Origin of the sequence: Rhodopseudomonas palustris, assembly GCF_034479375.1 — a bacterium.
In the GTDB taxonomy this organism is placed as follows: Bacteria; Pseudomonadota; Alphaproteobacteria; order Rhizobiales; family Xanthobacteraceae; genus Rhodopseudomonas; species Rhodopseudomonas palustris_M.
In genome coordinates, this window is record NZ_CP140155.1 from 1,024,309 (window position 1) to 1,046,154 (window position 21,846).

The 21,846-nt window shown below is 66.5% G+C and carries 21 protein-coding genes and 1 tRNA gene; 11 read left to right on the forward strand and 11 right to left on the reverse strand.

Going from position 1 to position 21,846, the window contains the following annotated elements:
* The first annotated feature begins 117 nt into the window (after nt 1-117).
* The 3 genes from SR870_RS04470 to SR870_RS04480 all read left to right on the forward strand — a co-directional run bounded on the left by SR870_RS04470 (nt 118) and on the right by SR870_RS04480 (nt 2,646).
* Nucleotides 118-927 carry an NAD(+)--dinitrogen-reductase ADP-D-ribosyltransferase gene (locus tag SR870_RS04470; protein ID WP_322516842.1) on the forward strand — a complete coding sequence of 270 codons (810 nt, stop codon included), beginning with the start codon at nt 118-120 and terminating at the stop codon, nt 925-927.
* Between the two features lie 8 nt (nt 928-935).
* The gene (draG, locus tag SR870_RS04475) at nt 936-1,829 is read left to right on the forward strand and encodes an ADP-ribosyl-[dinitrogen reductase] hydrolase (RefSeq protein ID WP_322516843.1); all 894 of its coding nucleotides are present in this window, start codon (nt 936-938) and stop codon (nt 1,827-1,829) included.
* A 622-nt stretch (nt 1,830-2,451) separates the two neighbouring features.
* Complete coding sequence (locus SR870_RS04480) at nt 2,452-2,646, forward strand: hypothetical protein (RefSeq protein ID WP_322516844.1); 195 nt, start codon at nt 2,452-2,454, stop codon at nt 2,644-2,646.
* A gap of 37 nt (nt 2,647-2,683) precedes the next feature.
* Here the strand turns inward: SR870_RS04480 and SR870_RS04485 are convergent, their stop codons facing one another.
* Both SR870_RS04485 and nikR read right to left on the reverse strand, forming a co-directional pair.
* Nucleotides 2,684-3,025 carry a GrlR family regulatory protein gene (locus SR870_RS04485; protein WP_322516845.1) on the reverse strand — a complete coding sequence of 114 codons (342 nt, stop codon included), beginning with the start codon at nt 3,023-3,025 and terminating at the stop codon, nt 2,684-2,686.
* Between the two features lie 173 nt (nt 3,026-3,198).
* Nucleotides 3,199-3,615 (reverse strand): nickel-responsive transcriptional regulator NikR, encoded by a 417-nt coding sequence (nikR, locus tag SR870_RS04490; RefSeq protein ID WP_322516846.1) that lies wholly within the window; start codon nt 3,613-3,615, stop codon nt 3,199-3,201.
* A 264-nt stretch (nt 3,616-3,879) separates the two neighbouring features.
* On the opposite strand from nikR, the gene SR870_RS04495 reads away from it, so the two are divergent.
* Together SR870_RS04495 and SR870_RS04500 are read left to right on the forward strand one after the other, a co-directional pair.
* Nucleotides 3,880-5,979, forward strand: coding sequence for a TonB-dependent receptor (locus SR870_RS04495; RefSeq protein WP_322518190.1), 2,100 nt, complete (start codon nt 3,880-3,882; stop codon nt 5,977-5,979).
* A gap of 96 nt (nt 5,980-6,075) precedes the next feature.
* Complete coding sequence (locus SR870_RS04500; protein ID WP_322516847.1) at nt 6,076-6,594, forward strand: nuclear transport factor 2 family protein; 519 nt, start codon at nt 6,076-6,078, stop codon at nt 6,592-6,594.
* A 107-nt stretch (nt 6,595-6,701) separates the two neighbouring features.
* On the opposite strand, the gene SR870_RS04505 is transcribed toward SR870_RS04500, so the two are convergent.
* Nucleotides 6,702-6,795, reverse strand: a tRNA-Ser gene (locus SR870_RS04505).
* A 655-nt stretch (nt 6,796-7,450) separates the two neighbouring features.
* Here SR870_RS04505 and SR870_RS04510 point away from each other — a divergent pair.
* Nucleotides 7,451-8,893: a porin gene (locus SR870_RS04510; protein ID WP_322516848.1), complete on the forward strand. Its 1,443-nt coding sequence runs from the start codon at nt 7,451-7,453 to the stop codon at nt 8,891-8,893.
* Between the two features lie 464 nt (nt 8,894-9,357).
* Here SR870_RS04510 and SR870_RS04515 read toward each other — a convergent pair whose 3' ends face one another.
* The gene (locus SR870_RS04515) at nt 9,358-11,316 is read right to left on the reverse strand and encodes a lytic transglycosylase domain-containing protein (protein WP_322516849.1); all 1,959 of its coding nucleotides are present in this window, start codon (nt 11,314-11,316) and stop codon (nt 9,358-9,360) included.
* Here SR870_RS04515 and SR870_RS04520 point away from each other — a divergent pair.
* Together SR870_RS04520 and SR870_RS04525 are read left to right on the forward strand one after the other, a co-directional pair.
* Nucleotides 11,303-11,617, forward strand: a complete 315-nt coding sequence (locus tag SR870_RS04520) for a hypothetical protein (protein WP_322516850.1) — start codon at nt 11,303-11,305, stop codon at nt 11,615-11,617. The two genes, SR870_RS04515 and SR870_RS04520, sit on opposite strands and share 14 nt — an antisense overlap.
* A gap of 248 nt (nt 11,618-11,865) precedes the next feature.
* Nucleotides 11,866-12,765, forward strand: coding sequence for a DMT family transporter (locus tag SR870_RS04525; RefSeq protein WP_322516851.1), 900 nt, complete (start codon nt 11,866-11,868; stop codon nt 12,763-12,765).
* A 60-nt stretch (nt 12,766-12,825) separates the two neighbouring features.
* Here SR870_RS04525 and SR870_RS04530 read toward each other — a convergent pair whose 3' ends face one another.
* A complete protein-coding gene (locus tag SR870_RS04530) occupies nt 12,826-13,461 on the reverse strand; it encodes a BA14K family protein (protein ID WP_322516852.1) in 636 nt (211 codons plus the stop codon).
* A 249-nt stretch (nt 13,462-13,710) separates the two neighbouring features.
* Between SR870_RS04530 and SR870_RS04535 the strand changes: the two genes are divergently transcribed.
* Entirely contained in the window at nt 13,711-14,121 is a 411-nt protein-coding gene (locus SR870_RS04535; protein WP_322516853.1) for an NADH:ubiquinone oxidoreductase subunit NDUFA12, read from the forward strand.
* 12 nt (nt 14,122-14,133) lie between these two features.
* Here SR870_RS04535 and SR870_RS04540 read toward each other — a convergent pair whose 3' ends face one another.
* Nucleotides 14,134-14,838: a DJ-1/PfpI family protein gene (locus SR870_RS04540; RefSeq protein ID WP_322516854.1), complete on the reverse strand. Its 705-nt coding sequence runs from the start codon at nt 14,836-14,838 to the stop codon at nt 14,134-14,136.
* A 143-nt stretch (nt 14,839-14,981) separates the two neighbouring features.
* Here SR870_RS04540 and SR870_RS04545 point away from each other — a divergent pair, with 143 nt between their 5' ends.
* On the forward strand, nt 14,982-15,920 hold the full coding sequence (locus tag SR870_RS04545) for a GlxA family transcriptional regulator (RefSeq protein WP_322516855.1): 939 nt from the start codon (nt 14,982-14,984) through the stop codon (nt 15,918-15,920).
* On the opposite strand, the gene SR870_RS04550 is transcribed toward SR870_RS04545, so the two are convergent.
* From SR870_RS04550 to SR870_RS04560, 3 genes are all read right to left on the reverse strand, one after another.
* On the reverse strand, nt 15,921-17,276 hold the full coding sequence (locus SR870_RS04550) for an agarase (protein ID WP_322516856.1): 1,356 nt from the start codon (nt 17,274-17,276) through the stop codon (nt 15,921-15,923). It abuts the gene before it with no gap.
* 100 nt (nt 17,277-17,376) lie between these two features.
* Entirely contained in the window at nt 17,377-18,321 is a 945-nt protein-coding gene (locus tag SR870_RS04555; RefSeq protein ID WP_322516857.1) for an alpha/beta hydrolase, read from the reverse strand.
* A gap of 30 nt (nt 18,322-18,351) precedes the next feature.
* Nucleotides 18,352-19,131, reverse strand: coding sequence for an SDR family NAD(P)-dependent oxidoreductase (locus SR870_RS04560; protein WP_322516858.1), 780 nt, complete (start codon nt 19,129-19,131; stop codon nt 18,352-18,354).
* A 230-nt stretch (nt 19,132-19,361) separates the two neighbouring features.
* Here SR870_RS04560 and SR870_RS04565 point away from each other — a divergent pair, with 230 nt between their 5' ends.
* The gene (locus SR870_RS04565; RefSeq protein WP_322516859.1) at nt 19,362-20,273 is read left to right on the forward strand and encodes a DUF2155 domain-containing protein; all 912 of its coding nucleotides are present in this window, start codon (nt 19,362-19,364) and stop codon (nt 20,271-20,273) included.
* A 38-nt stretch (nt 20,274-20,311) separates the two neighbouring features.
* Here the strand turns inward: SR870_RS04565 and aat are convergent, their stop codons facing one another.
* Both aat and SR870_RS04575 read right to left on the reverse strand, forming a co-directional pair.
* Nucleotides 20,312-20,986: a leucyl/phenylalanyl-tRNA--protein transferase gene (gene aat / locus SR870_RS04570; RefSeq protein WP_322516860.1), complete on the reverse strand. Its 675-nt coding sequence runs from the start codon at nt 20,984-20,986 to the stop codon at nt 20,312-20,314.
* A gap of 111 nt (nt 20,987-21,097) precedes the next feature.
* Entirely contained in the window at nt 21,098-21,769 is a 672-nt protein-coding gene (locus SR870_RS04575; protein WP_322516861.1) for a spermidine synthase, read from the reverse strand.
* Between the last annotated feature and the right edge of the window lie 77 nt (nt 21,770-21,846).

The window sequence follows — 21,846 nt, forward strand, 5'->3', positions numbered from 1 at the left end:
GGCCGCGGCGCGCGACGGTTAGTCGAGATGCGCATAGGCAGCGCCGGCGGGCTCCGCTAGACGAGGGGCGTGATTTCGTTGAAGCGCTCCCGGGCGCAAGCGGCAGAGCCGGCACCATTGACCTCAGCAGGGGGCATCGGCCATTCCACCAACCTCGTCGGCGTGCCGATGGGATATCTCACCGATGTCGCGTTCAACGACCAGCCGGTGCCGCTGCATATCGCCGGCGTGCGCGAGATGAATCCGAGCCTGTTCGAGATGCTCGGCCAGGCGGCGGATCTCGCCGATGCCGGGGAGGCGTTCTCCTGCTACATGGCCGCCCTGTTCGGCATCGATGCGGAGCAGCGGGTGCGCAGGGCGGACGGCCGCAGCCGTTTTCGCTCGTCGTTCCTCGACCTGATCAAGGGCTGGGGCTTCGACAGCAACGGGCCGGAAGGCGCGGTGCTGAAAGGCTGGGTCGAAAGCCGGTTCGGCATCTTTCCGACGTTTCACAAGGACCCGATCCGGCGGATCGCGAGCCCGCCATGGACGACCTATGTCGAAGAGAAGATGTCGAGCCGCTTTCACAACAACGCGATCTACGTCCAGCTCGACCTGCTGTTCGAATTCTGCCAATGGGCGCTGGCGCATTTCTCCGCCGCCGGCAGCACCCACGTCACGCTGTATCGCGGCGTCAACGCGTTCGACGAGCATCAGATCCTGCAGCGCATCGACAAGCGCCACGTCGTGATGCGGCTGAACAATCTGACGTCGTTCTCGTCGGACCGCAGCGTCGCCGACTGTTTCGGCGACACCATCCTGACCGTTCGGGTGCCGGTGCCCAAGATTGTGTTCTTCAATCGGCTGCTCGCCGCGCATCCCCTGAAAGGCGAGGGCGAGTATCTGGTGATCGGTGGCGCCTATCGCGTCACCGCGAGCTATTTCTGAGGATCGCAATGACCGGGCCGGACATCGAGGAGCGGGCGCTGGCGGCCTATCTCGGCTTCGCGATCGGCGATGCGCTCGGCGCCACCGTCGAATTCATGACGCCGTCGGAGATCGTCGAGCGCCACGGCGTGCACAAAGAGATCGTCGGCGGCGGCTGGCTGCGGCTGAAGCCCGGGCAGGTGACCGACGACACCGACATGGCGCTGGCGCTCGGCCGCTCGCTGATCCGGTGCGGAGGCCTCGACGTGCGCGACGTCTGTGAGGAGTTCGCCGCCTGGCTCAAAACTGGCCCGGTCGATGTCGGCAGCACCTGCCGCCGTGGCATCCGCCGCTACATCACCAGCGGCACCGTCGAAGGGCCGTATTTCGAAGGCGACGCCGGCAATGGCGCGGCGATGCGGATACTGCCGCTGGCGCTGGCGACCTTCGGCCGGCCGGCGGAGGTGGAGGCCTGGACCGTGGCGCAGGGCCACATCACGCATCACCATCCGCTGTCCGACGGCGCTGCGCTGGCGCTGGTGCGGATGCTGCAGGCGTTGCTCGCGGGCGAGGGGCGGGCGGCGGCCCGCGCGATCGCCGACGAACTGGTCGACACCCATCGGAGTTTCAAGTTCGATCCGTTTCGCGGCCAGTCGTCGGCCTACGTCGTCGATACGATGCAGACCGTGCTGCATTACTACTTCAACACGACGACGTTTGCGGACTGCGTGATCGCCACCGTCAACCACGGCGGCGACGCCGACACCACCGGCGCCCTCGCGGCCATGCTCGCGGGCGCGACCTATGGGCCGGCGGAGATTCCGAAGCGCTGGCTGGATCGGCTTGATCGCCATGTCACGGCAACGATCCGCGATCAGGTGCCGCGTCTGCTCGCCATAGCCGGCCGTGAATGTGACGCCTGAAATCGGAAAGGCCTCGCATCGCGCGAGGCCTTCCTGATCGTCTCGATCGATCGATCGATCGATCGGACGCGACGGCGACCGTTTAGTGACAATGCTCAGCGACGATCGATCTCGAGCAGTTCGACGAACTGTGCGAGAAAACTGCAGAGGCCACGATACAGGGCTCCGTGATTGTCGAGCTCGTGCGACATATTTGCGAACGTTGCCATGACTGCCTTCCCACTTGTTTTGTCTCGAATGCAAGGGTCGTTGTTTTGCCCTCGCAGCCGAGCTTCGGCGACGGGCGTTAAGAAGTAGTTGGAACTCCGGATGGGCGGCGGCGATGCCGTACGACAGCGTTACGAGGTGCTGAATGCAACGCGATCAGTCGATCGGATCTCACACGGAAATACCTAATCCGTTCGCCGCCTGCGGAACAATGTCGCTTGTCCCGCCGTCGTCTCGATGCGTCGGTCGCCGTTCAAGGATGGAGCGGATTGACGCACTGTTTGCACATTATTGTCACTGGCAATGTGGGGTGTGCGACCCATATTGTTCATCATCACTGCGAGGCATTGGTCTCCATCGGTGATGTGATCGCGCGTTGCGCTCCCGCGGTTCTGAAGGACAGGGAGATAGTCTGATGAATCCACGACCGCCCCTCGATCCGCAGCCGCTTGGTCAGCGCATGACCGAGCAGGCAGAGCAGTTGCGACAACAGGCCGGCTTGGCGGCGAATGCCGAACGCCAGCTTCTTATCAAACAGGCGCGCGAACTCGATACCGCGGTCGATGTCCAGGGATGGTTGTCGTCGCCGGAGCTGAAGCCGCCGAGTTGATTTCAGGCTGTCCCGCAGAGCGAGGCCCTCGGCGGGGTTAGTCGCCGATCCGGGTGAGAAGGCCGCGTAGCGACAGGCTAGGCGTCTCGCGCGCGACACCTTCGATCGAAACGTAGCCGTCCTTGGCGACGCCGTCGAACACGACCTCGACGGGATCGATGCCGAACACCGAGACGTGGTCGGGGTGGTTGGCGTTGGCGTGCCGGAAGCCGCGGACGCTGCCCGACACCGTTAAGCCTTCCTGGGTGTACGATCCGATATACGCGAATGTGGAATCGCCGCCGCGGATTTGACCGTCCTGCAGCAGCACGACTCCGTGCGCTTTCTTCCGCGCCGTTTCAAACTCAGCCGCGTAAAAGCCCTTGAGATAATTCGTCATGGAAATCTCTAATTCGGTGAATATGCGGCTGTCTACCACCGGAGGTTTACGGCTTTGCTAATGCACTCGACTTGTAGCCGGCGGTTGTCCTGCGGTCGCGCGATCGTCCGCCAGTATGATCGTCCTTGCAGAGGCGGCGGCTCATTGGTCGAGCGCTTGGCCCGTAGCGCGCGTTAGTCGTGCCCGTCGCCCACCGCGGCCGGGATCGTCACCAGCCGACCGTAGCGCACCCCGCGTTCCGAAAAGATGTGATCCGCGAAATGCTGGATCTCGCTCGCCTTGCCGTCGAGGATGGTGACTTCGAGGCATTGGTCGTGGTCGAGATGCACGTGCATGGTCGCGCGCGACAGCTCGTGGTGATTGTGGAAGCTCTGCGTCAGCTTGCGCGGAAGATCGCGCTTGGAATGATCGTAGGTGTAGACCATCGCACCGACGCAGTTCTCGCCGTTGTCCTCCGAGGTGGTCTGCTGAATGCCGATCCGCGCCAGGTCGCGGATCGCTTCCGAGCGGTTCTGATAACCGCGCGCCGCGATGATGGCGTCGAGCTTCTTCATCAGATCGTCGTCCAACGTGACGGTGACGCGGTGCATCGCAGGCCTCGTTTTGGTATGCAGTTTTATTGACATTATCATACTGCCCGTGCCACGTTACCGGTTCGGGCGATCTGCCGGGGGCCGCCTGCGATAGCAGATCTTGAGCGCGCGCGTCTTGCAACCAGGCAAGATGCGACGGGGGCGAGCGTGCTTGGTATTGATGTCCGGCGGGAGGCTCGACGAGGCGTAGCGGTCTGCTGCGTCATTTTCGGCACCGGCGTGGCATCTGCTCCGGCGCAGGAGGAGACCCCGCGGTCGCGGATGGAGACCTTGCCGCAGATCGCGATCGACGCGCCATCGCGCGGGTCGCGCAGTCTGGTCCGGCGCCCGGCGCGCCGGGCTACAACGCATCCGGCGCGCCCTGGCCCGGCTGGAGCCTCGGCCGCAGAGGCCGCGCCGCCGGTCAGCGCCGGGCCGACGCCGCTCAGCGCCCCGCAGGACCAGTCCGCGAGCGCACAAGTGATCAGCGGCGTCGACATCAACGCGATGCCGGTTTCGCGGGTCGGTGAGGTGCTCGAAGCGGTGCCCGGGCTGGTGGTCACCCAGCACTCCGGCGAGGGCAAGGCCAATCAGTATTTCCTGCGCGGCTTCAATCTCGACCACGGCACCGATCTTGCGATCAGCGTCGACGGCATGCCGGTCAATATGCCGACCCACGGCCACGGCCAGGGCTACGCCGACATCAACTTTCTGATCCCCGAGCTGATCGGCGCGCTGACGCTGCGCAAGGGACCTTACTTCGCCGATGTCGGCGATTTCGGTTCAGCCGGCGCGGTGAGTATCGATTACTTGCGCGCGATGCCGAACAACCTCGCAGAGGTGACGCTGGGCAGCTTCGGCTATCGCCGGCTGCTCGGCGCGGGCTCGACCAAAGCAGGCGAGGGGACGGTGCTCGCCGCGTTCGAGGCCAACACCTATAATGGCCCCTGGGACGTGCCCGACAACGTCCGCAAGCTCAACGGCGTGCTGCGCTACAGCCAGGGCACGGTGACGGACGGCTTCTCGCTGACCGGCATGGCCTATGCCAATCGCTGGACCTCGACAGATCAGGTGGCGCAGCGCGCGATCGATCAGGGCGTGATCGGCCGCTACGGCTCGCTCGATCCGACCAACGGCGGCAATTCCAGCCGCTTCAGCCTGTCCGGTCGGTTCGCGCGCTCGAGCGATATCGGACAGACCGATCTGAACGCCTATGTGATCCGCTCGTCGATGCAGCTCTACAACAACTTCACTTACTATCTCGACGATCCGGTCAATGGCGATCAATTCAACCAGTACGACCGCCGCACCGTGGTCGGGCTGAACGGCACCCAGCGCTTCGATTACCGCTTCGCCGGGCTGCCGGTGGAGACCCGCATCGGATTGCAGGGCCGCGCCGACAGTATCAGCCTCGGCCTCGGCAAGACGATGCAGCGCGACTGGCTGTCGACGGTGCGCGCCGACGACGTCGCCGAACGGTCGCTGGGACTGTGGACCGACACCACGGTGCGCTGGACCGACTGGCTGCGCACCACAGCGGGGCTGCGCGAAGATTATGTCGGTGGCCGCGTCGTCAGCGATACGCCGGCGAATTCCGGCTCGGCGTCGGCGACGATGACCAGCCCCACGATCGGCATCGTGCTCGGCCCGTGGGTTTCGACCGAGTTGTTCGGCAATGCCGGAACTGGATTGCACAGCAACGACATTCGCGGCGCGACCATCACGGTTAATCCGACCGACAAGACCACGCCGGCCGACCGCGTGCCGCTGCTGGTGCGCTCCAAGGGGGCGGAACTCGGCTTGCGCAATCGGTCGATCCCGGGACTGACCACGTCGCTTGCGGTGTTCGTGCTCGACTTCGATTCCGAACTGCTGTTCGTCGGCGACGCCGGCACCACCGAGGCGAGCCGGCCGAGCCGCCGCGTCGGCGTCGAGTGGAGCAGCCAGTATCGGCCGCTGCCGTGGCTCGGCTTCGACCTCGACGTCGCCTACACGCGGGCACGCTTCACCGATGTCGATCCGGCCGGCGATCTCATTCCCGGCGCGCCGGCCTGGGTGGCGAGCGCAGGTCTGACGTTCGGGCGCGAGGCCGGCTGGTTCGGCGCGCTGAAGGGCCGCTATTTCGGTTCCCGGCCGCTGATTGAAGACGGCAGCGAACGCTCGCTGGCGTCGCTGATCTTCAACGCCCGCGCGGGCTATCGCTTCGACAACGGATTGCGGTTTCAGCTCGACGTGCTCAACCTGTTCAACGCCAGCACCAACCAGATCGAATATTACTATCTCTCGCGACTTCCGGGCGAGCCGCTCGGCGGCGCCGGCGACCGCCACGTTCATCCGGCCGAGCCGTTGGCCGTCCGGCTGACATTGGCCGGGGCGTTCTGAACGGACAGTTCTGAGGCCCGTCTCGGCGACCGATAGTGTCGCGCAGCGCATTTCGCCGATACGATGCCCGCGACGCACGCCCACACGGAGACCGGCATGACTCTCGACGACTTTCGGCGCCTGCTCACGGAGTTCACGCTCGCAGCAGAGGCCGCCGACGGCGATCGCTTCGCGCGCTGTTTCGCCGAAGACGGCGTCTATTACGACTACATCTACGGCGTGCATCGCGGCCGCAAGGAAATCGCCCACATGCTGGTCGAACTGTTCCGGCGCGACGCCGGCGACGACTATCGCTGGGAGATGTTCGATCCGGTGTTCGACGGCACGATGGGCTACGCCTGGTCGCTGTCGAGCTTCACCTCGCTGGTGCCGCAGTTCAATGGCCGGTTCGTCGTGATCGACGGCATGAGCCGCTTCGTCATCCGCGACGGCCTGATCAGCGAGTATCGCGAATCGGTGAACGGCGGCGTCGCGATGCAGCAACTCGGCGTCGAGCCCGAGCGCATGGCGAAGATCTTCAATCGGTGGGGAGGGTGGCTGAAGGAGCGGCCGGAAACGGTCGCGTATCTGGGGCGTCCGCGCGCGATCGACGCGGAGGCGCCTCGTCCCCGCTGAGAATCAGGGGCGCGGCGGAAAGCGGCGCCCATTCTCGGCGGCCCGGGCGTGCGGCGCCGCGACCCGCTCGTCAGGTGGAATTTTATCGAATAAAAACAGACATTTGATGGCGGAGACGGAGGGATTCGAACCCTCGATAGGGCTTTACAACCCTATAACGGTTTAGCAAACCGCCGCCTTCAGCCACTCGGCCACGTCTCCGGCTGGCCCGATATGCCCGACACGCTCGCGACCCGCAAGCGGGATTCGACGCTTGATAACCGCGACTTCAGGACGGGACCGAACCGGGGGGCGCCAGGTCGCCGGCAAAAGCGGCGGTTCCGTTTCAGCGAATTGCTGGAGCGTCGGGGCGGGATCCCGGCCAGGCGGAGTCGGGAGATTCGCCCAAAAGAGGATTCGATTCTCAGAAATACCTGCTTTGACCGGCGAAACCGGCCCGCGTGCTCGCAGCAGCGGGTTAGGCGACTGTGGCCGGGTGATGTTGCAGAGCGGTAGACGCCTCTCGCGAAGAATCGGAAATGTCATTTAAAATCAATAATTTGCGAGAGTTCCGGAGCCTGAACGTGAGTGTTATTTGTGCAACACCCCCCCGAAAAGGGCGAGACTCAAGCGCTTCTGGGGCGTTCCTTTGTTGCGTGTGCATCACGCTTAGGTAATTCTCGTGACTGCGACGGAGGGGGGCATCCCGAGGTCGTCCCGGATTAGGTGGTTCGCTTAAGTCCCTCGCGTTCAGCGGGTGTGTCCGAAGGCGCGAAGCGGCTAGGCGGGTTTGATTGGGACAAGGGGACCACCCTGCGGGTGCTTTGAGCATTCTGCGGTCAGGAACCTTCCCTAGAGAGCAAACTTGGAGGTTTACATGAACATGGTTAAGAGCCTTTTCCTTGGCTCCGCGGCGGCTCTCGTCGCCATGAGCGGCGCGCAGGCGGCCGATCTTCCGTTGAAGGCCAAAGCGGTCGAGTACGTGAAGGTTTGCTCGATCTACGGCGCCGGCTTCTACTACATCCCGGGCACCGACACCTGCATCAAGCTCGGCGGCTATCTGCGCGCCGACGCCACGATGTACGGTGGGGCCGCCTATAACGCCCCGGCCTGGAACGGCAACGCCGGCCAGAAGAACCGCCTCGCGAACAACACCATCTTCCGTTCGCGCCAGGACATCAACATCGACACCCGCACCGCGACTGAATACGGCGTGGTTCGCACCTACTTCGATGCGACCTTCAACTGGACCACGGGTGACGGCGTCGCCGCCGGTTCGCTCGGCGTCTACTATGCCTTCATCCAGTTCGCCGGCTTCACCTTCGGTAAGGCCGTGTCGCAGTTCGACACGCCCTGGACCGGCTATCCGGGCAACAACACCTCGTTCCTGATCGGCGGCTACGACGACGTCACCGGCATCAACCAGGTCGCCTACACCGCGGAATTCGGCAACGGCGTGTCGGGCTCGATCTCGCTCGAAGACCAGTCGTCCTATCTGCAGTCGGCGCTGTACAACACCTCGGGCCTGACCAACGCCGGCTTCGCCTCGGGCGTGTTCGGCACCAACTCCTATGCCGGCACGCAGATCCCCGACATCGTCGGTAAGATCCGCGTCGACCAGGCCTGGGGCCTGTTCCAGGTGTCGGCCGCGGCCCACCAGGTTCGCGCCAGCTACTACACGCCTGCCCTCGAGACCTCGGGTCATCCGAGCGACACTTGGGGCTACGCTGTGCAGGGCGCGATTTCGCTCAAGAACCTGCCGACCGGCCCCGGCGACAGCATCAACTTCACGGCGACCTATGCTGACGGTGCGACCCGTTACGTGCTCGGCGGCGTGAGCCCGACCTCGTTCGCGATGTACGGCAACTCCGGCGTCGGCTACCAGAGCCTTGCTCTGGCGGGCGCTGCGGATGGCGTCTTCTCGGGCACCAACAACATCAACGGCTCGGGCATCACCAAGACCCAGGCCTGGGGCGTCCGTGGTGCGTTCAACCACAACTGGAGCCCCTTCTGGTCGACCTCGCTGTTCGGTTCGTACACCTCGATCGACTACAACGGCACGGCGACTGCCCAGATCTGCGCCACGGCTGTCGGGTTCACCTGTAACCCGGACTTCCGCATCGCTCAGATCGGCACCGTCACCCGCTGGACCCCGGTCAAGAACCTGACCTTCTCGGGCGAAGTGATGTACACCTACCTCGACCAGAGCCATTCGGGTCTGGTGGCCCTGGCTCCGGGCGCGACCAAGCCGGCCGCGAACTACGAGCTCAAGGACCTCGGCACCTGGAGCGGCAACCTCCGCGTTCAGCGCGTGTTCTGATCCTGACCTGATCGTTCCACAAGGAACGTGTCACGAAACCCCGGCGGGCAACCGCCGGGGTTTTTCGTTGTGGCAGCGAGAGCCGTTCTGTCTCCGATGGAAATCAGAGCTGGAGTTCGGAGATACTCGCCGCAGGCACAACCTCATGGTGAGGAGGCGCGAAGCGCCGTCTCGAACCATGCGCCGCCAGCCATCATGGCGTCGCCCCATCCTTCGGGACGCCCGGCTTCGCCGGGCTCCTCGGATGAGGGTGCAGTGCATCCAGCAAGAGCCCTACCGCTTCAATCAATCGATGAGACGCGCTCGCCGCAGCCGCGCTTCAATGACTGGATCGCAAGCGCAGTCGGTTCTCTGCTGCTCGTCGTCCGGGGCTTCGGTGCGACCGACCGTTCAAGAAGCTCGAGGCGTGAAGGCGCTCGTCGAGAGATCAACCGGGCCGCGTCGTGCTGCTCCCGGCGGCGGCGCTACTCGACCGCCGCGGCGCCGCGGCGCAGGTCGGCGTCGATCTGCAGGCGACTGCCGCCGCCGAATCGCGCGCGATAGACCTGCAGGTTCTCCATGATGCGCTGCACGTAGTTGCGGGTTTCGGAGAACGGAATCAGTTCGACCCAGTCGACCGCGTCGACCTTGGGGTCGCGCGGGTCGCCGTAACGCTCGACCCATTTGCGGACACTGCCGCGGCCGGCATTGTAGCCGGCGAAGGTCATGATGTAGGAGCCGCGGTAATCGTCGATCAGTCCGCCCAACTCGGCCGCGCCGAGCGCGGCGTTGTAGACCGAATCGCCCTTCAGGCGCCCCGCGTCGTAGGTGCAGCCGTGACGGCGACAGACATATTTCGCGGCGTTGGGCGTCACCTGCATCAGCCCATAGGCCTGCGCCGGCGAAACCACGGCCGGATTGAAACCGCTTTCCTGGCGCGCGATCGCGTAGACGATGCTGCGCTCGACCTCCGGGCCGAACTGCTTGAACTGCGGAATGCCCACCATCGGATAGGCGTAGTGATCGAACGGCAGGCCGCGGTTGAGCGCCGCCTTGCCGACCAGCAGCATCGCGCGCGCATCGTTGTTGCGGGCCGCGAGTTCGGACAGGCCGAGCAGGGCGTCGGTGTCGCCGTTTTCGCCGACATCGGCGAAGATCGGAATCGCCACGTCGCCTTCGCCGATCGCGTAGAGCAGTTGCACCGCGCGCACGACCTCGAGGCGCTCGACGCCGCGTCCATGGCTCGACGGCGTGCCGTTCAGATCGAGATGCGGCAGGCCGAGCTTGGCGCGGGCCAGTTGTCCGTAGTAGCTGGTCGATTGAGCGGCCGCAGCCGAGTAGGCGGCGCGGGCCTCCTGCGTGCGGCCCATCGCCTCCGCGGCGCGGCCCTGCCAATAGCCGGCGCGCGCCAGCGCGGTCGGATTGGTGGTGTCGGTGCCGATCCGGGCGAAATGCTGCGCGGCGGTCGCCGGATCCTTGAGGAAGCGCAGCGCGATCCAGCCGGCGGTGAATTCCTGCTCGGTCTTGTAGACTTCGCGCGTCGGCGTCGCGGCATTGCGGGCCACCAGATAGGCCAGCCGATAATCGCCGATATCGATCAGCTTGCGCGCCAGCAGCCGCCGCTCGATCCACCATTCATCGAGATTGTACAGCCGGTTAGGGTCGCGCGGGACGGTCAGCATCAGGCGTCCGGCCTCGGCGATCTTTTCGTCGCGGCGCAGCGTCTGGATCCTGGCGAACATGTAGCCGGGATCGCTGTGCAGATCTGAAGGCACCGCGTCGAGCAAAGCTCTGCCCTGTGCGGATTTGTTGTCGACCGCGAGACGGGCCTTCGCCAGCGCGAATTGTGCAGCGCCCAGCCGTTTCGCGGCGCGCAGGCCGGGATCGTTGTCGTTGCCGTAGAGGAACGCGTCCATCCGCGCCTTGTGATCACCGGGTGTGATCAGCGCGCCGAACATTTCCATCGCGGCGGTTTCGAGCGCCCCCGACATCGAGTCATTGCGCCAGGCGTCGCGTACGAGCTGTTCCGCCGTGCGACGGTCGCCGCGCGCCAGCGCCGCGCGCGCCAGCGCCAGCTTGCCCTTTGCGGACAGCGGCCTTTCGTTGTCGAAATAGGCCAGTACCGCGTCGTCGTTGCGGTTGTCGTCCCACAGCGCGGCTTCGGCGCGGCGCCGGAAGAATGTCTGCGACGGCCAGCTCGGATTGGCGCGGACGAAGGCGCGGTAACGCTCGACGCTGGCGCCGTTGTATTCGGCGCGCAGGATGATCCATTCGGCCAGCTTGCGGGCCAGCGGATCGGAGATCGTGTCGGCGATCTGCGTCGCATCGGCGGCCTTGCGTTTGCGGACCTGCTCGATGACGTTTTCGAGCGCGTTGGCGTCGGCCTGCGATGTCTGCGCCGTCGCGGCCACCGCCGAACGCGTCGCCGGCTTGCGCGTCACCATCGGCGCTGCCGCATGCGGCCGCGCGGGATCGATCGAGGGCGCCGTGGGTGCTGCGGTCGCGAGCGTCGCCGAGGGCCGGGGAACGGACGCGACTGTCGCCGGGGTCGTCTTCGGCACGATGCTGCGCGAGATCGGTCGCGGCTTGGGCAGCGGGACGTTCTTGGGTGCTGATTGGGCCTCGATCGAAAACCCGCTGATCCCGATGCTCAACGCCAGCGTCGCCGTCGACGCGCGCAACAGGGCGGCGATGTGGGTCACGCGTCTGATGGGTTGGTTGCTATGCAATCACTGTCCCCGGTGAGCGGGCGATTCGCGCGATTCTGTCAGCATCGGCCGGCCAAGTGAAGCCGGTCCGGCGTCCTAAAACGTACGCTTCTCGCCGCTTGCACCCGAATACAGCGGCGAAAACAGGGCGAAAGCCTTCAGGCGGCGCGATCCGCCCTGCGCCGCGACGAAATAGCCCGCCTTGCTCCGCGCAACATTCAGGATGGCCGCGCCGCTGGATTTCGGTCATCGTGGCGGGAAAAGCACGCCGGGGGCAACGCCAACATGACGACGGTTCAAGACGCGGCTGCGCGCGGCCGGATTTCGCCGCTCGGGCTCGCGTTTCTCGGCGTCGCCTCGATCGGCTGGGGCCTGAATTTCCCGATCATGAAGCAACTGCTGACCGAACTGCCGCCGCTGTCCTCGCGGGGGCTGGCGGGGATCGTCGGCGCCCTGGCGCTGGCGTCGATCGCCGTGTGGCGTGGGCAGACGATGACGGTGCCGCGCGTCCTATGGTCGCGACTGATCCTGGTGTCGCTGCTGACGATCGGCGGATGGGTCGCCTGCATGGGGCTCGCGCTGTTGTGGCTGCGCGCAAGCGACGCGGCGGTACTCGGCATTTCGATTCCGTTGTGGGTCGCGGTGCTGGCATGGCCTGTGCTGGGCGAGCGATTGTCGGCGACCCGGGCAGGCGCCTTGCTGGTCGCGCTCGGCGGCATCACCGTGCTGATCGGCGGCGGCGGCTTCGACGCCAGTCTCGACAAGCTGCCCGGTATCCTGTTCGCGGTCGCCGGCGCGGTCTGCGTTGCATCCGGCACCGTGCTGACGAAGCATTTCCCTCTGGCGCTGCCGCCGCTGTCGCTCGCCGCCTGGCAGATCGGGCTCGGCTGCATTCCGGTCGCGGTTGCCGGGCTCGCGTTGGAGGACCCGCATTTCGCGGCGCTGTCGACGATCGGCTGGGCGTCGATGGTCTATATGACGCTGGTGCAGTTCTGCGTCTGCTACGTTTGCTGGTTCGCGGCGCTCGAGCGCTTGCCGGCCGCGACGGCTTCGATCGGCACGCTGCTGGTGCCGGTGGTCGGCGTGCTGGCGTCGGCTGCGATGCTGCACGAGCCACTGGGGCTGCGCGAGGTGATCGCGCTGACCGTGACACTGGGCAGCGTCGGATTGGCGCTGCGTTCCTGACCAAAACGAAAACGGCGCCCGGATGGGCGCCGTTCGAATAGCTTGGTTGCGACCTGTTGCTTACGGGCAGGCGTGACGCTTGCCGTCGTAGCCCAGATAGGTGCCCGAGGCCGGGTCGTAAGATTTGAAGCGCCGCGAGCAATAAGCGTCGTCGCGGTCCTCGCCTGGAACGACGACCACGGAGGGTTCGTCGTAGTAGCCGTAGCCATAAGGGTCGTTGTAGTAGTAGGACGAGCCGCCGACGAAGGCGCCTGCATACGCGCCCGGCCAGAAGCCGCCGCCGTAATATCCGCCGCGATAGCCGCCACCCGAAAAGCGGGGGCCGCGATGACCGCCACCGTGATAGCGGGGGCCACGGGGACCGCCGCCGGCAAATCCCGGCCCGCGCGGGCCGGCGCCGATTCCAACGCTGCCGCCGCCCATGCGCGGACCACTGCCGATCGCGGGACCTCCGCCGCCCATCCGGGGACCGCCGCCACCGATCGCGGGACCGCCGCCACCACCGCCGCGACCGATGCTGCCACCGCCACCGATGCTGCCGCCGCCACCGCCCATCGAAGCGCCGCCTCCGCCTCCGCCACCGCCGGCGGCCCCACCACCGCCGATGCTGCCTTGGGCGAAGCTGAGGTCAGCGGTCGCCAGCGGCATCGCGATCACGAGCGCGGCCACAGCGGTCAACGTCTTGAAATTCAACATCTTGGACTCCATCAATCGGAAATCGTCTGAAACACGTTCGGGAACACAACACGCTGAAGCCGTCGTCGTTCCTGTCTGTTCCCCGGACCGGGCCGGAGCTTCGCAACATTCGCGTGTATCGGTCGTGAACGGATTGCGTTCATTTTGCGGAACCGCTGAATCCCGATGTTCGAAACCAGTCGCAACGGCTGGACATTCTCCGTCGCCAGTGGCATCAGGGGACACTGTCGCTGCCGATGGATGCGTCCCATGAAACTGTTTTTGCTGCGGATTTTTACCTGGTGGAACGGTTTTACGTTCGGCACCCAGTTGTGGACGTGGCGGTTCGGCGAGCTGGTCGGGACCGACGAGGGTGGAAACCGCTACTTTCGGACCAAGGGCGGCAAGATCGATCCGACGCTCGGCTTCGAGCGGCGCTGGGTGCTTTACAATGGTTATGCCGAGTCGACGCGGGTGCCGCCGGAGTGGCACGGCTGGCTGCATCATATCGTCGACGTGCCGCCGACCGAAGAGACCTATCAGCCGCACGAATGGATGAAGCCGCACCAGCCGAATCTGACCGGAACGCCGATGGCGTATCGTCCGTCCGGCTCGACGCTGTCCGCCGGCCGCCGGCCGAAGGCGACCGGCGACTATCAGCCCTGGACGCCGGGCAACTGATCCCGCGGCGGCTCAGGCCGCAGGTTCCGCATCCGCATTGAGGCGGGCCGCGGCGCGGGCGATCGCGTCGACTCGGCGCTGCCGTGCGCCTTGCATGCGCTCTTTCATCATCTTCAGAACCTCGGCCGGGGCCGTTTCCGGCGAGCCGGCATTGAACGGCGGCGCGGGGTTGTATTCCAGCATCAGTTGAATCGACTCTGCTGTGGTGCGGTCGGCGAGCAGCGCCGCGAGCGTCAGCGCGAAATCGATTCCGGCGGTGATGCCGCCGCCGGTGATGCGGTTGCGGTCGATGCAGACGCGGCTGCGATCCGGAATTGCGCCGAAAGCAGCGAGATCGTCGATCGCCGTCCAATGCGTCGTGGCGCGATAGCCGCGCAGCAGGCCCGCGGCTCCGAGCACCAGCGATCCGGTGCAGACCGAGGTCAGGTATCGTGCGCCCTCCGCCTGCTTGCGCAGGAAGATCAGCGTTTCCTCGTCATTGACGAGATCGTCCGTGCCGCCGCCGCCGGGCACGCAAATCACGTCGAACTGCGGACAGTCGGCGAAGGTCGTCGTCGGCGGCAGCGACAACGGGGTGTCGCTCGGCACCGGCTCCGGCGTCTTCGCCACCAGATGCACTGTCGTATCCGGTAAGCGCGAGAACACTTGCAACGGCCCGGTGAGGTCGAGCTGGGTGAGGTTGGGGAACAGCAACATTCCGATCTGCAACTGGGCCATGGGAATCTCCTTCATGCGTGAGCTGCACTTGACGAGGCGATCCTGACATGGTGGTCTGATGTCCGAAATGGCGGATATCCCTCGATTTCAGACAATGCGTATCTCGGACCAATGCGTATCTCGGACGACGGCTGGAGCGTGCGATGATCGGTGTGTTGATCTACCCTGACTTCCAGTTGCTGGACGCCGCCGGTCCGATCGCCGCGTTCGAGATCGCCGGCCGCTACGCGCGCAGCGGTGAGCCGATCAGGATCATCGCCGCGACGCCCGGTGCAGTGCGTAGTTCATCCGGAGTCGAGATGCTGGCGCACGGATTGCGGCACGATCGCGCGATGCGGACGCTGATCATCGCAGGAGGCGACGGGGTGCGCGCCGCCGCCGGCTGCTCCCGGACGCTGGGGTTCCTGCGCGCCGCGGCGGCGCGCGGCTGTCGCATCGCCAGCGTCTGTTCCGGCGCGTACTTGCTCGCGGAGGCCGGCCTGCTCGACGGCCGGCGCGCCACGACGCATTGGAGCCGCACGCGTGATTTCCTCGAGCGCTATCCGCGGGTGCGGCTCGAGCCCGACCGCATCTTCGTCCGCGACGGCGAGGTCTGGACCTCGGCCGGGATCAGCGCCGGCATCGATCTGGCGCTGGCGATCATCGCCGAGCAGCATGGCGATGCGATCGCGCGCGACACCGCGCGGCAGCTCGTGCTGGCCCAGCGCCGCGCCGGCGGGCAGTCGCAATTCTCGTCGCTGCTGGAATTGCAGGCGCCATCCGGACGGTTCGCATCCTTGCTCGGCTGGGTGCGCGAGCATCTCGGCGAACACCTCACCGTCGAGCGGCTCGCCGAGCAGGCCGGCATGAGCACGCGGCACTTCACCCGCGCTTTCATCGCCGAGACCGGGTCGACGCCGGCGAAAGCGGTGGAGCGGCTGCGGATTGAAGTCGCCAAGAGCCGCGTGCAAGCGTCGGGCGAAGCGATCGAGCAGGTCGCGCTCGCGACCGGCTTCGGCGATCCGGAGCGGATGCGCCGCGCCTTCATCCGCGCCTTCGGCCAGCCGCCACAGGCTCTGCGCCGTGCGGCCCGGGCGGCGTGATCAGGCCGCCGGCTGGGTCGCGACGTGGCGGCGCGCCGCGGCGGCGCCGGCGTGCAGCCACTCGGCGTCGTCATTGACCACCCGCATCGCCTCGGTCAGTTCGGCGTAGACCTCGTCGTCGATGCTGACGACGCCGTAGTTGGAGTTTTCGCCATCCCAGCGCCCCTCGGCCGGCTGATCGGCGTGCAGGAACCAGTGATAGCCGATCAGGTTCGGATGGCGCAGCGCCGCACCGACATAGCGCGCGAAACCAGCGGAGCGATCGGCTTGCGTCTCGACGCGCGGGCCGGCGCCTTGCGTGTTCGGCAACCCGGCGTCGTCGCCGCGGAACGAGAACTCGCCGATCAGGCAAGGCCGGCCGCATCCGGCATAGGCGTCGATCACTGCGTCGGGCAGGGCGTCGTAGCAATTGATGCTGATGACGTCGCAATGCCGGCCGGCCGCAGCAATCACTTGCGGCTGCGGCGCGTAGGCGAAGCGGCTGCCGAGCACGAGATGGTGTGGTGCCGCAGCGCGGATCGCCGCGGCGCTGACGGCCATGTAGCGTTCTGCGAGCAAGCCGGCGAAGGCATCGCAATCGGCGAAGTAACGCCCGCGCAGCGGGTCACGCTCCTGGGCATGATCGTGGGTGAAGAAATTGCGGGTGAAGGGTGGGGCCGCGATCGGCTCGGTCGCCACCGCGTCCCACGATGATACCGAGCTGCCCCACACCGCGTTGAAGTCGGCGATGCTGCCGTAGCGGCTGCGCAACAGCTCGACGGCGACCTTGCGCGAATGCGGCGCCACGCCGTCGCGCAGGATCACCGGCAGCAGTTCGTTCTCGCCGCGCCAGTCCGGGCCCCATTGCAGTTCGTTGTCGATGAACCAGCCGAGCACGCTCTGGTCGTCGCGCCGCGGCGCGCAGATCTCGCGGGCGCGCTGCTGCGCGAACGTCTCGAAGGCGGGAGCGAACGGATCGGATTGCGGCCAGCCGCGGCCGTCGCTGTAGGCGGTGGCGAGATAGACCACGCCGGCGGCGGAGGCGAGCGGGGCGTGGCCCGCGGATGCGAGCTCCGGCTCCGACCACGCGCCCAGCGTGTTGAAGCCCCAGCGGTGCAGGCGATCGGCAACGGCGCTGCGCCAGGCGTCGCGGCTGCCATATTTGTGCAGGCATGCCTCGCGATAGGGATGGCGCTCGGTGCCCTTGACGTTGTCGTGGTCGAAATTCACCGCGGTCACGCCCTTCGACAGGAAGCGGCCGCCGTCGGGGTCGACGAACCACCATACGCCGTCGATCTGTTCGACGCGGAAAAAGCCGGTGGCCGCAGCCTTGCCGTCGGCGAGGCCGCCCCAGCGGGTTCTTGGAATGTCGGTCATCGAAAGCCGTTGCGCCGCGCGTCGGCGGCCCTCTGATTGCGGAGGGCCAACCTCGCCGGTTCGGCGCGCGGCGACGTTGACGTCGGTCAATCCGCGCCGGCTACAGCGCCTTCAGCCAGTCGCCGATCTCGGTGACCGCGACGTTGGCCTTCTGCAGCAGCTTGCCCATCGTGAAGAAGCCGTGGAACTGGCCGGGATAGGCGCGATGCGTCACCGGCACGCCCGCATCCGCCAGGCGTCGTGCGTATTCGTCGCCTTCGTCGCGCAGCGGATCGGCGCCGGCGGTCATCACGAAGGCCGGCGGCAGACCGGCCAGCGTTTCGACGCGGGCCGGCGAGGCGCGCCAGTCGTGTTCGGCCTGCGCGCCGCCGAGATAGTGATCGCGAAACCATCTGATCACGGAATGCGTCAGCAGGATGCTGGTCTCCGGTTCGCTGTGCGACGGATGACTCATCGAAAAGTCGGTCGCCGGATAGATCAGCACCTGGCCGGCGAGCATCGGCCCGCCATGGTCGCGGGCGTGGATCGTCACCACCGCCGACAGATTGCCGCCGGCGCTGTCGCCGCCCACGCTGATGCGTTCGGGGTCGATGCCGAGCTTGCGCGCATTGTCGGCGACCCATTGGGTCGCCGCTATCGCATCCTCTACCGCGGCGGGGAATTTATGCTCGGGAGCGAGGCGGTAGTCGACCGAGATGACGATCAGTTGGCCTTCGTCGGCGATCGCGCGGCAGACGACGTCATGGGTGTCGAGATTGCCGATCACCCAGCCGCCGCCGTGAAAGAACACCAGCGCCGGCGCCAGTCCGTTGTCCTGACGCAGCGTCTTCGGGGTGTAGACGCGGGCAGGGATGTCGCCTGCGGGTCCCGGGATCACGATCGACTGGATCGAGGCGAGTTCGCGCGGGTCGGGATTACTGACGAGTCGGGCAGCGTCGTAGTACGCGCGCGCTTCGTCGGCGGTGAGATCTTCGTAGGCGGGACGGCCCGCGTCCTGGAACGCCTTGTAGACAGCGGCGGCATCGGGATCGAGTTTTGCTGGCATGGTTTTGCTGGACCTGGTGAGAGAGAACGATCAGCTCGCGGTGCGGCCGCCGTCGACGGTGTAGGCCGCGCCCGACACGTAGTTCGCCTCCTCGGAGGCGAGAAACGCCACCACGGAGGCGACCTCGGCGGCAGTGCCGAGCCGGCGGGCCGGAATCCGGTCGACGACCTTGTCGTTCGGCACCGGCGTCGGGCCTGGATTGCGGCCTTCGACGATCGCGCTCAGCATCCGGCTGTCGATCAGTCCGGGGCAGACGCAATTGACGCGCACGCCGCTGTCGCCGCATTCCAGCGCCGCCGTCTTGGTCATTCCGATCACCGCGTGTTTGCTGGCGGTGTAGGCGACGATGTCGTTGGAGCCGATCAGTCCGGCGATCGAGGCGGTGTTGATGATGCTGCCGGACCCCTGCTGCAGCATCACCGGCAGGACATGCTTCATGCCGAGGAACACGCCGACGACGTTGACGTCGAGCACGCGGCGGAAGGCGTCGAGCGATGTGCGCACGATCGGCGCGATATCGCCCTCGATGCCGGCATTGTTGTAGAACACGTCGATCCGGCCGCAGCGTTCGACCGCAGTGCGCACATAGGCCGCGACTTGATCTTCCTGGGTGACGTCGGCGGTGAGCGCGAGCGGTTGCGCCGAGGCGGGAAGGGTGGCGACCGCCTGGTCGAGTGCGTTCTGATCGCGGTCGATCGCGACGATGCGGGCGCCGCGTTCGGCGAGAAGCTGGATGGTCGCGCGGCCGATCACCCCTGCGGCGCCGGTGACCAGCGCCACCCTGCCGTCCAGCCGAATTCGGTCGGTCATGCCCGTCGTCTCCCCGGTTCCTTCCGGTTCGATCCGGAATGGTGGCGGCGTCGGGTTGATCCCGCGCTTGCGCCTGTGCCGATTATTTCAGGTGCGGCGGCGGATGGCCAGCCGACAGGCCGCCGGCAGTCGCCCTTCCCCCGCCGTATTCGGCGTGTTAACCGGGACCGATGCAAGCGGCCGAAGCTGTAGAATGTCGCAAGCCTGATTCGTCATTGAAGCCGCGCGGAATGTCCCGAAGCCTCTGTTTTGTCGGTCTTGCGGCGCTGATCGCCGCCCCGTTGATCACGCTCGCGCCGCCGGCGCAGGCGCAGATCGGCAATATCTTCTCCGACCCGGCGCCGCGTCCGCCCGGTGCGATCCCGCGTGGCGCTCCGCAGATGGACGACGAGGAAGAGGTTCCGGACCTGCCGCCGCAGGGCCGCGTGCTGCCGGCGCCGACCCGGCCGCCGCAAGGTTCGGCGCTGCCCGGTCCGGTGCAGTCGCAGCCGCTGCCGCCGCCGCCCGGCACCACGATCATTCCGCAGTCGCCGCCGGCGACCGCCAATGTTCCGCCGGGACAGCCCGACAACGGCATCGCCACCGCGCCGCCGGGCGCCAATCCGCTGCCGGGCCTGCCGCCCGGCCAGCGCCAGCCGCGCGGCGCGCCCCCGACGCCGGCGACGCTGCAGCCCGGCGACGAAATCGTCACCGAGCCGCCGGCGCAGAAGATCGTCAACAAGAAAGCCAGTTTCACCGGGCTCGACAAGATCACCGGCCGCACCATCAGCTTCGACGCCGACATCGGCGAGACCGTGCAGTTCGGCGCGCTGCGGGTGAAGACTGACGCCTGCTACACGCGGCCCTCGACCGAGGCCGCCAACACCGACGCCTTCGTCGAGGTCGACGAGATCACGTTGCAGGGCGAGGTGAAGCGGATCTTCTCCGGCTGGATGTTCGCGGCCAGTCCCGGTCTGCACGCAGTCGAGCATCCGATCTACGATATCTGGCTGACCGATTGTAAGAACCCCGAGACGACCGTGGTCAATGCCCAGCCGGATGCGCCGAAGCCCGCAGCCGCGCCGCCGCAACAGCGTCGCAGGCAGCCGCCGCGTCAAACCCAGCAGGCCCCGCCGCCGCCGTTTCCGGCATTCCGGCAGTAGTCGCGCCTGCCGCAGCGTTGATCGGCGGTCACCGGGCTTCAGTGGGCCGCAATGATCTCGAGCGCTTTGGCCCCCGTCACAGGCTGATCGAGAGGCAGCGCATCGAATGCGGCGATGCCTTGCAGTGCGTCGTCGAGCAGCGAGCGATAGCGCTGCCGGGGGACTTCGATCGCGCCGAAGCTGCGCAGATGATCCGTCACGAACTGAGTATCGAGCAACTCGTAGCCGCCGGCAAGCAGCCGCGCAACGAGATGCACCAGCGCCACCTTCGAGGCGTCGCGGGTGCGGTGAAACATGCTCTCGCCGAAGAAGGCGCGTCCGAGGCTGACGCCGTACAGCCCGCCGGCGAGATTGCCATCCTGCCACACCTCGACACTGTGACAATGGCCGATGCCGTGCAGGCCGATATACAGCTCGCGGATCCGGCGGTTGATCCAGGTGTCGTCGCGGCCGGGCTGCGGGGCGGCGCAGCCGTCGATCACGCCCTTGAAGTCGCGATTGACCGTGACGGTGAAGGCGTCCGACCGCACCGTGCGCGCGAGGCGTGAGGCGACGCGAAAGCCGCCGAGCGGGATGATGCCGCGCAGTTCCGGCTCGACCCAGAACAGCGTCGGGTCGTCGACGCTCTCGGCCATCGGAAAGATGCCGCAGGCGTAAGCGCGCAGCAGCACTTCGGGGGTGATCTCGGAGGCGGCGGAGTCGCGGGAGGCCATGTGCACAGCATAGCAGGGCTCATGCGATCGGGCGACCTCGCGCGGCTGCAGGTTCAGCGGATCGGAACGGGACCCAGGCGTCGACCCGCAACGTGGCGATCGACCTGTCGGTCAGCTCCGCACGGCGAGCCAGATCCAGTGCCGAGACCCGTTGCGCTTGCCGACCGCTCGCACCGGCACTTCGTTAACGGCGAAGTTCGTCCGCCGCAGCCGTCGGGTGAAGTCGTCGTCCGGCCCCGACGACCACAGCGCCAAGACGCCGCCATCGCGCAAGGCGGCGTGGGCGGCGGCTAGGCCGGCGGCATCGTACAGGCGGTCGTTCGATTTCCGGGAGAGCCCTTGGGGGCCGTTGTCGACGTCGAGCAGAATCGCGTCGTAACCGTTTGCGGCCGCGTGGATCAGTTCGCCGACATCGCGCGCGACGATGCTGACGCGCGGGTCGTCCAGGCAATCGCCGAACAGCTCTGCCATTGGGCCGCGGCCCCAGTCGATCACCTCAGGCACGAGCTCGGCGACCTCGATGGCGGCGTCGTTTCCGAACACCGCCAGCGCAGCACGCAACGTGAAGCCCATGCCGAGACCGCCAATCAGAACCCGCGGCTGGCGTCGGCCGTCCAGCTTCTTGCAGGCAAGGGTCGCCAGCGCTTCCTCGGAGCCGCCGAGCCGGCTGTTCATCAGCTCGTTGGCGCCCAGCCGGATCGAGAACTCAGCGCCACGTTGCATCAGCCGGAGTTCGTCGCCGCCTGGGATCGGTGCGGTGGCCAATCTGGTCCAGGGAAGCATGTGGGTTACTCGCGAGATGTCGCCGGTGTCTGATCTGGAGCTTGCTACGAGGCATGGCAGCCTTTCGCGTGGCTTTC

Bases quoted from the DNA above. Each gene is read 5' to 3' on its own strand.
- draG (WP_322516843.1), top strand. From the start codon at position 936: ATGACCGGGCCGGACATCGAGGAGCGGGCGCTGGCGGCCTATCTCGGC.
- SR870_RS04480 (WP_322516844.1), top strand. From the start codon at position 2,452: ATGAATCCACGACCGCCCCTCGATCCGCAGCCGCTTGGTCAGCGCATG.
- SR870_RS04485 (WP_322516845.1), bottom strand. From the start codon at position 3,025: ATGACGAATTATCTCAAGGGCTTTTACGCGGCTGAGTTTGAAACGGCG.
- nikR (WP_322516846.1), bottom strand. From the start codon at position 3,615: ATGCACCGCGTCACCGTCACGTTGGACGACGATCTGATGAAGAAGCTC.
- SR870_RS04495 (WP_322518190.1), top strand. From the start codon at position 3,880: ATGGAGACCTTGCCGCAGATCGCGATCGACGCGCCATCGCGCGGGTCG.
- SR870_RS04500 (WP_322516847.1), top strand. From the start codon at position 6,076: ATGACTCTCGACGACTTTCGGCGCCTGCTCACGGAGTTCACGCTCGCA.
- SR870_RS04510 (WP_322516848.1), top strand. From the start codon at position 7,451: ATGAACATGGTTAAGAGCCTTTTCCTTGGCTCCGCGGCGGCTCTCGTC.
- SR870_RS04515 (WP_322516849.1), bottom strand. From the start codon at position 11,316: ATGGTGACGCGCAAGCCGGCGACGCGTTCGGCGGTGGCCGCGACGGCG.
- SR870_RS04525 (WP_322516851.1), top strand. From the start codon at position 11,866: ATGACGACGGTTCAAGACGCGGCTGCGCGCGGCCGGATTTCGCCGCTC.
- SR870_RS04530 (WP_322516852.1), bottom strand. From the start codon at position 13,461: ATGTTGAATTTCAAGACGTTGACCGCTGTGGCCGCGCTCGTGATCGCG.
- SR870_RS04535 (WP_322516853.1), top strand. From the start codon at position 13,711: ATGAAACTGTTTTTGCTGCGGATTTTTACCTGGTGGAACGGTTTTACG.
- SR870_RS04540 (WP_322516854.1), bottom strand. From the start codon at position 14,838: ATGGCCCAGTTGCAGATCGGAATGTTGCTGTTCCCCAACCTCACCCAG.
- SR870_RS04545 (WP_322516855.1), top strand. From the start codon at position 14,982: ATGATCGGTGTGTTGATCTACCCTGACTTCCAGTTGCTGGACGCCGCC.
- SR870_RS04550 (WP_322516856.1), bottom strand. From the start codon at position 17,276: ATGACCGACATTCCAAGAACCCGCTGGGGCGGCCTCGCCGACGGCAAG.
- SR870_RS04555 (WP_322516857.1), bottom strand. From the start codon at position 18,321: ATGCCAGCAAAACTCGATCCCGATGCCGCCGCTGTCTACAAGGCGTTC.
- SR870_RS04560 (WP_322516858.1), bottom strand. From the start codon at position 19,131: ATGACCGACCGAATTCGGCTGGACGGCAGGGTGGCGCTGGTCACCGGC.
- SR870_RS04565 (WP_322516859.1), top strand. From the start codon at position 19,362: ATGTCCCGAAGCCTCTGTTTTGTCGGTCTTGCGGCGCTGATCGCCGCC.
- aat (WP_322516860.1), bottom strand. From the start codon at position 20,986: ATGGCCTCCCGCGACTCCGCCGCCTCCGAGATCACCCCCGAAGTGCTG.
- SR870_RS04575 (WP_322516861.1), bottom strand. From the start codon at position 21,769: ATGCTTCCCTGGACCAGATTGGCCACCGCACCGATCCCAGGCGGCGAC.